The sequence below is a fragment of the Nostocoides vanveenii genome (assembly GCF_039531165.1).
In the GTDB taxonomy this organism is placed as follows: Bacteria; Actinomycetota; Actinomycetes; order Actinomycetales; family Dermatophilaceae; genus Nostocoides_A; species Nostocoides_A vanveenii.
Genome location: NZ_BAAAPN010000001.1, coordinates 41,193 through 50,092, shown reverse-complemented (window position 1 = coordinate 50,092; position 8,900 = coordinate 41,193). Strand labels below are relative to the sequence as shown.

10 protein-coding genes are annotated in these 8,900 nt (G+C 69.0%); 8 read left to right on the top strand and 2 right to left on the bottom strand.

Annotated elements, in window-relative coordinates:
* The first annotated feature begins 154 nt into the window (after positions 1-154).
* The 6 genes from ABD209_RS00235 to ABD209_RS00210 all read left to right on the top strand — a co-directional run bounded on the left by ABD209_RS00235 (position 155) and on the right by ABD209_RS00210 (position 4,463).
* The gene (locus ABD209_RS00235; RefSeq protein ID WP_344060404.1) at positions 155-490 is read left to right on the top strand and encodes a cell wall-binding repeat-containing protein; all 336 of its coding nucleotides are present in this window, start codon (positions 155-157) and stop codon (positions 488-490) included.
* 58 nt (positions 491-548) lie between these two features.
* Complete coding sequence (locus tag ABD209_RS00230) at positions 549-1,259, top strand: PP2C family protein-serine/threonine phosphatase (RefSeq protein ID WP_344060395.1); 711 nt, start codon at positions 549-551, stop codon at positions 1,257-1,259.
* Between the two features lie 106 nt (positions 1,260-1,365).
* On the top strand, positions 1,366-2,400 hold the full coding sequence (locus ABD209_RS00225) for a cell wall-binding repeat-containing protein (RefSeq protein ID WP_344060392.1): 1,035 nt from the start codon (positions 1,366-1,368) through the stop codon (positions 2,398-2,400).
* Positions 2,401-2,456: 56 nt separating this feature from the next.
* The gene (locus tag ABD209_RS00220; RefSeq protein ID WP_344060389.1) at positions 2,457-3,476 is read left to right on the top strand and encodes a cell wall-binding repeat-containing protein; all 1,020 of its coding nucleotides are present in this window, start codon (positions 2,457-2,459) and stop codon (positions 3,474-3,476) included.
* Positions 3,477-3,735: 259 nt separating this feature from the next.
* Positions 3,736-3,858: a hypothetical protein gene (locus tag ABD209_RS00215; RefSeq protein WP_344060387.1), complete on the top strand. Its 123-nt coding sequence runs from the start codon at positions 3,736-3,738 to the stop codon at positions 3,856-3,858.
* 23 nt (positions 3,859-3,881) lie between these two features.
* Entirely contained in the window at positions 3,882-4,463 is a 582-nt protein-coding gene (locus tag ABD209_RS00210) for a hypothetical protein (RefSeq protein ID WP_344060384.1), read from the top strand.
* Positions 4,464-4,539: 76 nt separating this feature from the next.
* Here ABD209_RS00210 and ABD209_RS00205 read toward each other — a convergent pair whose 3' ends face one another.
* Positions 4,540-5,631, bottom strand: a complete 1,092-nt coding sequence (locus ABD209_RS00205) for an inositol-3-phosphate synthase (protein ID WP_344060381.1) — start codon at positions 5,629-5,631, stop codon at positions 4,540-4,542.
* A 26-nt stretch (positions 5,632-5,657) separates the two neighbouring features.
* A complete protein-coding gene (locus tag ABD209_RS00200; RefSeq protein WP_344060378.1) occupies positions 5,658-6,269 on the bottom strand; it encodes a PadR family transcriptional regulator in 612 nt (203 codons plus the stop codon).
* A gap of 209 nt (positions 6,270-6,478) precedes the next feature.
* Between ABD209_RS00200 and ABD209_RS00195 the strand changes: the two genes are divergently transcribed.
* Complete coding sequence (locus tag ABD209_RS00195) at positions 6,479-7,390, top strand: TIM barrel protein (protein WP_344060375.1); 912 nt, start codon at positions 6,479-6,481, stop codon at positions 7,388-7,390.
* A gap of 2 nt (positions 7,391-7,392) precedes the next feature.
* Complete coding sequence (locus ABD209_RS00190; RefSeq protein WP_344060370.1) at positions 7,393-8,562, top strand: Gfo/Idh/MocA family protein; 1,170 nt, start codon at positions 7,393-7,395, stop codon at positions 8,560-8,562.
* Positions 8,563-8,900: the final 338 nt, after the last annotated feature.

Genomic DNA, 8,900 nt, shown 5'->3' with positions numbered 1-8,900 from the left:
AACGCGGTCATCATCACCCGAAGCCTGCTCCGCCGAGCCTGGACGACCCACCGCTGGGACACCCGACCCACCCGACGACCCTGACCTATCCGCGCGATCTCTTAAGCCGGGACGGATCGTCGTCCTGGGTGGACCGACCACGGTCACGCCCAATGTGCTAACCAAACTGCAGACCTTCACCACCGGCGCCGTCGTCCGCTGGAGCGGCCCCGACCGCTTCGCCACGTCGGCGGAGATCTCGGCGGGGAATTACGGCCCGGGCGTTGCTGTTCTCTATGTCGCTTCGGGCCGCGTGTTCTCCGACGCCCTTCCGGGCGCGCCGGTGGCCGGTATGACGCGGGGCCCGGTTCTCTTGGTCGACACCTTCGAACTCCCGCGCACCGTGGAGAACGAGATCGCCCGGCTGCAGCCGCACCGGATCGTCATCCTCGGCGGGCCCGCAACGGTCAGCGAGAACGTCCGCGCGGCCCTCGGGAGCTTCCTGCCCTGACCCCGAGCCTTGGGGGCTGCTTGGCCAATGACCTGGCCAATGTGGGAGATTACGACTCGTGATCGAGGTCGGCCAGGCAACCCACGTGGGGTTGGTGCGCGCGCAGAACGAGGACGCCTCGCTCGCGGCCTACCCGATCTTCGCGGTGGCCGACGGGATGGGCGGGCACGCTGCGGGCGAGGTGGCCAGTGCGCTGGCCATCGACACCCTGCGTGAACTAGCCGGTCGTGAGCTCGAGGCGGGCGATGTCGTCGCGTCCATCGAGGAAGCCAATCGGCGGGTGTGGGACGGGGGCCTGCTGCCCGGCCAGCGCGGGATGGGCACGACGCTGACCGGTGTCGCCGCCCTTGCCGACGGCAGCTGGGTGGCCTTCAATGTCGGCGACTCGCGGGTCCTGCTGGCGCACGATGGCGAGTTCCGGCAGGTGACGATCGACCATACCGAGGTTCAGGACATGGTCACGCTCGGCATGCTCGCGCCGGACGAAGCCGCCGTGCACCCCATGCGCCACATCGTCACGCGCAGCCTCGGCGCCCGCCCCGGGGTCGATGTCGATCACGAACGACTCGACCTGACCAGCGGCGACCGGCTGCTGCTGTGCTCGGACGGATTGACCGATGATGTCGCCCCGGACGACCTGTTCTGGATCCTGCACACGGCCGCGAATGCCCAGGACGCAGCCGACGCACTGGTCCAGGCCGCGCTCGCGGGCGGGGGCCACGACAACGTCAGCGTGATCGTCCTCGAAGTGCAGGACAGCGGCGCCTGACCGCCCACTGCTTCCCCGGACGTGCCGATATCAGTGGAGTTGGTTACCCTGCCCTGGGCGATGTGTGCTGAGGGTCAGCGCCGAGAAGGTCGAGGAGTCAGAACTGATGGGTATTGCAGTCTTGCGTCGCGGAGCGTTGGCCCTGGCGACGATGGGGGCAGTGGCGCTGGTGCCGGCCATGACGAGCTCTGCGGCGACGGTGCAGGGAGCCGCACCGGCCAAGGTCTCCGGCGTCGAGCGACTCTCGGGCGCCGACCGCTATGAGGCGTCGGCCAATATCTCCAAGGCGAACTATGCGCCCGGCGTGGCTGTCGCCTTCGTCGCCTCCGGGGCGATCTTTACCGACGCGCTGTCCGGTGCTCCCGTGGCCGCGCGGGACGGGGGTCCGATGCTGCTCGTGCGTTCGACCGAGATCCCCAGTGCGATCACGGCGGAGTTGAGCCGCCTCGCGCCGCGCAAGATCGTCGTGCTCGGTGGCCCGAACTCCATTTCCGACGCGGTCGAGAACCAACTGAAGTCCTACACCTCCGGTTCGGTCGAGCGGTGGATGGGTGCCGACCGGTATGACGCGTCCGCGCAGATCAGCCAGTCCTCCTTCAGCCCGGGCGTCAACACCGCCTTCGTCTCCTCGGGTCAGGTGTTCGCCGATGCGCTCTCGGGTGCACCCGTGGCCGGGATCGCGTCCTCGCCGATGCTCCTGACATCGGACGATCACCTTCCCCAGTCGATTCTGGACGAGCTGGACCGCCTCAACCCCAAGCGGGTCGTCGTGCTCGGTGGCCCGAACTCGGTGTCCGACGCCGTGCTGGCCCAGCTGACCACCTTCACCGGCAGCTGGGTGCCGCGCTGGTTTGGTGCCGACCGCTACGAAGCGTCGGCGCAGATCTCCGCGGAGTCCTTCGCTCCCGGCGTCTCGGTGGCCTATGTCGCCTATGGCCAGGTCTTTGCCGATGCCCTCTCTGGCGCCCCGGTGGCCGGCAAGAACAAGGGCCCGATGCTGCTTGTCGGCACCGACTCGATCCCCAGCTCGATCCGTTCAGAGCTGTTGCGGTTGCGCCCGCACAAGATCGTCGTCCTCGGCGGTCCGGCCTCGATCAGCACCTCGCTCGAAGCGGAACTCGGCAACTACGTCGTGTCCTGACGTTCACCGTCGGCGCACCGTCCGGTGTCGCCACCTCGCAAAAGGAGTAACCGTCCATGACCCTTATGACCACGCGCCGCTCGGCGCTCGCTGCCGCGGCTGTCGTCGGCGCTCTCGTCGCCGGCCCCAGCCTCGCGAGCACCGCGAACGCCTCCCAGTCGGCCGGCACGGTCACCCGCATCGCGGGTGCCGACCGCTACGAGGCCTCGGCCAATATCTCCAAGGCGAACTACGCGCCGGGGGTGGCCACGGCATACGTTACGTCGGGGCTGGTCTTCACCGACGCGCTCTCCGGTGCGCCGGTCGCCGGGCGCGACGGCGGCCCGGTGCTGTTGACCCGTCCGGACTATGTCCCGGACTCGGTCATCGCCGAGTTGACCCGCCTGGCGCCGAAGAACATCGTGGTGCTCGGCGGCACCAACTCGGTCAGCGGCGCGGTCATGAACACGCTGCGCACGTTGACCACCGGTGAGGTCTCGCGCATCGCCGGCCAGACGCGCTACTCCGCGTCGGCGAATATCTCGGAGTTGAACTTCGCGCCCGGCCCCGATGTCACCTTCGTCGCCTCGGGCGAGGTCTTCCCGGACGCCCTCTCCGGCGCCCCGGTGGCGGGCAAGACGCCCGGACCGGTTCTTCTCATTGAGCACGACGGCGTGCCCGGCGTGGTGAAGAAGGAGCTCGAGCGGCTGCAGTCCAAGAGCATCGTCGTGCTCGGCGGCGAGAACACCATCGACCAGGACACCTACTCCTTCCTGACCCGCTACACCACCGGCGGCGTCTCGCGCTGGGCCGGCCCCGATCGCTTCTCGACGTCGGCGACGATCTCCTCGAACGCCTACGCTCCCGGCGTCAACACCGTGTATGTCGCCTCCGGCCGCGTCTTTGCCGACGCCCTGTCCGGCGCCCCGGTGGCCGGCAAGAACAAGGGACCGGTCCTGCTCGTCGACACCGACGCGATCCCGGCCTCCGTCGACGCGGAGCTCAAGCGCCTGGCGCCGACGAACATCGTCCTGCTCGGTGGCCCGGCCAGCGTGTCCACCAATGTCGAGGCAAAGCTCGCGACCTACCTCAAGTAGGCCAGAGCCCGGAACGACGTTCTGGCACGGGCACATCAGGCGAATCGCCGCTCGCGCGGCACGCGAGCGGCGATTCGCTCTCCATGGACGCCCTAAGTTTTCTGGCTACTTTTGGTCGGGATTTCCCCGCGGGAGCACCACGAACGGCTCTATTGTCAAAAGCACACGCCTCGCCCGATAGGGCAGTCCGCGCTCGGTCAGCCAGGCGCTCATCTCGTGCCGCCCGCCGAGCAGGTGGGGCAATTTGGGGAGGCAGCACATGGCCATACAGAAATTCATCCGCGGCACGGCATTCGGCGTCATCGGGGCGGCCGCGCTCGCGACGGGGATCGGAGCCGGAACAGCGTCGGCCGCGGTCGCCGAGACCTGCACGGCACGCTGACGGGGACCTACCCCGCGATCGTCGTGCCCGACGGCGAGACCTGCACGCTGGACGGGGCGCAGGTCAAAGGCAATGTCAAGGTCGGCATCGGCTCGACCTTGATGACTGCCGACGCGATGATCAAGGGCAATGTCTTCGGCCAGCAGGCGATGCGCGTGCACATCATCGACACGGATGTGTGGGGACAGATCCACTTCCGTCGCACGGCGAAGGAGATCATCATCGGCAATGACGGGTGCAAGGTCGACCCGAATGCGGGCGGGAATATCAACCTGCAGAACAACTACGGGCCGATCGGCATCTGCCAGATGACGATCAAGAACAACATCATCCTGCACAACAACCACAACCGGATCGGTGTCTTCGACAACCGGGCCGGCAACAACATCGAGGTCATGAGCAACACCTCGGCCGCGATCCGGCTGCGTGACAACACCATGAAGGGCGGCCTGCTGATCAAGGGCAACACCGTGGCCAAGGTGCTAAACGTCTCGACCAACACCATCGGCGGCAATGCCAACTGCACAATGAATCTCGTCGCCCCGACCGGGTCCGGCAACACCGCTGGCGGCGCCCTGTCCGGTCAGTGCGCGGGCCTGGGCTGACCTGCAGAAGGTGAGGTGGGGGCATACGGCAATCGGGCCGTATGCCGCCCCCTCACCTTCGGCGGTCAGGTGCGCGTCAACGCGCCTCGTCGCCGGCGATGAAGGCCTCGAGCCGGCGACGGCCCTCGGTGTCCTCGCGCTGCTCCGGCGGGGACTTCATCAGGTAGGAGCTGGCGGAGAGCAGGGCGCCGCCGATGCCGCGGTCCTTGGCGATCTTGGCGGCGCGGATGGCGTCGATGATGATGCCGGCGGAGTTCGGGGAGTCCCAGACCTCGAGCTTGTATTCGAGGTTCAGCGGGACGTCGCCGAAGGCGCGACCCTCGAGGCGGACATAGGCCCACTTGCGGTCATCGAGCCAGGCGACATAGTCGGACGGGCCGATGTGCACATTGCGGTCCTCCTTCTTGCCGGCCAGCGGGCCGGTGAGGTTGGAGGTGACGGCCTGGGTCTTGGAGACCTTCTTGGACTCCAGGCGCTCGCGCTCGAGCATGTTCTTGAAGTCCATATTGCCGCCGACGTTGAGCTGATAGGTCCGGTCCAGCACCACGCCGCGGTCCTCGAAGAGCCTGGCCATCACGCGGTGGGTGATGGTCGCGCCGACCTGGGACTTGATGTCGTCGCCGATGATCGGCACGCCGGCGGCCTCGAACTTCGCGGCCCACTCGGGGTCGCTCGCGATGAAGACCGGCAGGGCGTTGACGAAGGCGACGCCCGCGTCGATCGCGCACTGGGCGTAGAACTTGTCGGCCTCCTCCGAGCCCACCGGCAGGTAGGAGACGAGCACGTCGACTTGGGCCTCGCGCAGAGCGGCGACGACGTCGACCGGCTCGGCCGGGCTTTCGTCGATGGTCAGGCGGTAGTACTTGCCGAGCCCGTCGAGGGTGTGGCCGCGCTGGACCGTCACACCGGTGGTGGGGACCTCGGCGATGGTGATGGTGTTGTTCTCGGAGGAGTTGATCGCCTCGGCGAGGTCCTTGCCGACCTTCTTGTCGTCGACGTCGAACGCGGCGACGAACTCGACGTCATTGACGTGATACGGGCCGAACTGCACGTGCATGAGCCCGGGGACGGTGCCGGCCGGGTCGGCATCGCGGTAGTAGTGGACGCCCTGCACGAGGGAACTCGCGCAGTTGCCGACGCCGACGATGGCGACGCGAATGGAACCCATCAGGGTGCTCCTTATTTCGGTGATGGTTAGCGGCCGAGTCGGCCGGGTGGCGTGAACGCCGGGTGGTTGGGGTCGGTCAGCGTGCCGGGGCGGGCGGGTGCGCCGCGTTCGGCGGTGATCAGGTCACCGAGCCAGCGCAGGTCGCGCTCGATCTGCTCTTCCGTATGCCGCGTGACAGCGATGCTCCAGCTGTCCCGGGTCGTGCGCTCGCGGTTGGTTGCCCGCAGGGCGGCCAACCGCTCCTCCAGACGGGCGCGGCGGCCCTCGAGGATGCGCAGCCGCGCCGTGGACTCGGTGCGCCCGAAGAAGGCGACGCGCAGCTCGAAGCCCTCGTCGTCATACGCATCGGGGTCGACGCGCGCGGTGAGAGCGCCGAAGCGGGTGCGCCCGGCGTCGGTCAGTTCGTAGGTGATCCGGGGCCGGCGGCTCGCGGGCGCGGACGCCGGGTCGGCGCTCTCGCTGAGATAGCCGTGCGCGACGAGCGCGCGCAGCGCGGGGTAGAGCGTCCCGAAGGAGAGCGCCCGGAAGGGGCCGAGCGCAAGGTTGAGCCGCTTGCGCAACTCGTACCCGTGCTGGGGACCCTCGTGGAGGAGACCGAGCACGGCGAACTCCAGCAATAGCTGGCGGCGGGTTGTCATCATGTCTCCTCTCGATATATCGGGCTGATATATCGCAACGCTAGCGGACAAAGTCGGCGTTTGTCATATCGACACGCCGCCAAGCGTGGCCTGACCCTCCATGAGTGCAAATGTGTGCACATACCTTTGATAGAACAAATACGGTCGGTTGCCGTATGCTGTGACTGGCGCCCCCGCCTACCCTCGCCACTCGAATCCGGAGGTTTGTCATGTCCCCCTCGCTCGGTGCTCTCGACGGCCGCGTCGCCGCCGCGCCCATCTCCTGGGGCATCTGCGAAGTGCCCGGCTGGGGTGAGGTCATGCCGTCCGACCGGGTGCTCGGCGAGATGCGCGAGCTGGGCATTCCCGCCACCGAACTCGGTGCCCCCGGCTTCCTCCCGGAGCAGGCCGGCGACCTCAACGCGCTGCTGGCGGGCTACGGCTTGGAGATGATCGGCGGCTTCGTGCCGCTCGTCCTGCACGACCCGGCCCAGCGGGCCGACGCCCTGCGCCGCGCCACCGAGGTCGCGGAGCTCTTCCAGGCGGCCGGGGCGACCCGGTTCGTCACCGCGCTGGTCCAGGACTACGACTGGTCGACGCCCGTGCCGCTCGACGCGGCCGGGATGGCGATCGTCGGCGAGGGCCTGCGCGAGGTCGACGCCATCTGCGCGGCCCACGGCCTGACCCAGGTCCTCCACCCGCACGTCGGGACGGTCGTCGAGACCGCGGCCGATGTCGCCCTGGCGCTGGAGCACACCGACGTCCAGTGGTGTCTCGACACCGGCCACCTGCAGATCGGCGGGGTCGACCCGGTCGCCTTCGCCCGCGAGCACGGCGACCGCGTCGGGCACGTCCACCTCAAGGACGTCGACGTGGCGACCTCGGACCGCGTGCTCTCCGGTGAGCTGACGCTCGTCGAGGGCGTCCAGGCCGGGATGTTCCGCTCGCTCGGCGAGGGTGACGTCGCGATTGACGAGGCCGTTCTCGCGCTGGAGGCCGGCGGCTACCGCGGGTGGTATGTCCTGGAGCAGGACACCGCGCTCACCCAGGGCCTGCCCGCCGCGGGCACCGGTCCGGTCGACGATGTGCGCACTTGCCTGGACTACCTCGCCACCAACGTCGCGCCCCGGCTCGGGGCCTGACCATGACCGGCGCGCAGCGCACGATCGGGGTCGGCGTCATCGGCGCCGGCTGGCTTGGTGATGTGCACGCCCGGGCGTGGGGACGCCTGCGCCACCACTACGCCGACCTGGGGGTGACGCCGCAGTTCGTGGCGGTTGCCGACAGCGTCCCGGGGGCGCGCGATGCCGCGGTCGCCAAGCACGGGTTCGCCACGGCATACGGCGATTGGCGCGAGCTGATCGCGGACCCGCGCATCGAGGCGGTCAGCGTGACCGCGCCCAACGCCCTCCACCGCGAGATCGGCGTCGCCGTCGCCGCGGCCGGCAAGCACCTGTGGATCGAGAAGCCGGTCGGCCTCTGCGCCGCGGACGCGCAGGCGGTCGCCGATGCCGTCGCTGCTGCCGGCGTGCAGGGGACGGTGGGGTTCAACTACCGTGCGGTGCCGGCGTCGGCTCGCTTGCGCGAGCTGGTCGCCGACGGCGCGATCGGTATGCCGACCCACGCCCGGGTGCGGCTGCTGACTGACTACGCCGCGCACCCGCTCGGCACGCTGACCTGGCGGTATGGGTTGGCGTCGGGAGGCCATGGGGTCCTGGGCGACCTTGCGTCGCACGCGGTCGACCTGACGCGCTATGTCCTCGGTGACCTCGCCGGGCTGGTCGCGCGGACCGCGGTCTTCATCCCCGAACGGCCGGTGCTCCAGGAGGGCGCGCAGACCTATGGCCACGGCCTCGGCGACCCCGAAGCGCCCAAGGGCGCGGTCGAGAACGAGGACTATGTGATGGCCATGATGCGCACCCACGCCGGCGTGCTCGTCGCGCTCGAGTGCAGCCGGGTGGCCGTAGGTGAGCAGAACAACTACGGCATCGAGGTGCACGGCACCACGGGTCTGATCGAGTGGGACTTCCGCACGCCCGGCGAGTTGCGTCTGTCCACCGGAAGCACGTATGCCGATCAGCCCACCCAGCGCCTCTTCGTCGGCCCGGGCGCGGGCGAGCACGGGCGCTTCCAGCCGGGGTCGAGCATCCCCACCAGCTATGACGACACCAAGGTCGTGGAGTTGGCGGGCTTCGTGCGCTCGATCCTGTCCGGGACTTCGGAAGGCCCGGTCCTGGCCGACGCCGTCGCCTCGGCCGAAGCCTTGGATGCCATGGTCCGCTCCGCCGCCGGCGCCGGCTGGGTCACGCTCTGACCCACCCCCGTCGAAAGGCCGGTTCAGGGGCGTCGAAAGGCCGGTTCAGCCCCGTCGAGTGGCCGGTTCAGCCCTGTCGAGTGGCCGGTTCAGCCCGTCCCTGTCCCACGCTCTGCGTGGGCGAGGGTGGTTCAGCCACTCGACGGGGAAAGCTAGGTGACGGTGTCGACGTCACCCAGCGGCGTCTGGGCCGCGCTAGCGAGCAGGACGCCATAAGTGGTCATCCAGCAAGGTCGTGGCCACCGTCGCGGGCCGGCATGTTCCTCGAGTGGGGGGCGGGCTGCGGCATACGGCCGTCTCGACGCCCGGTGATTTGCTGATCCACGCGCGCGGGCGCG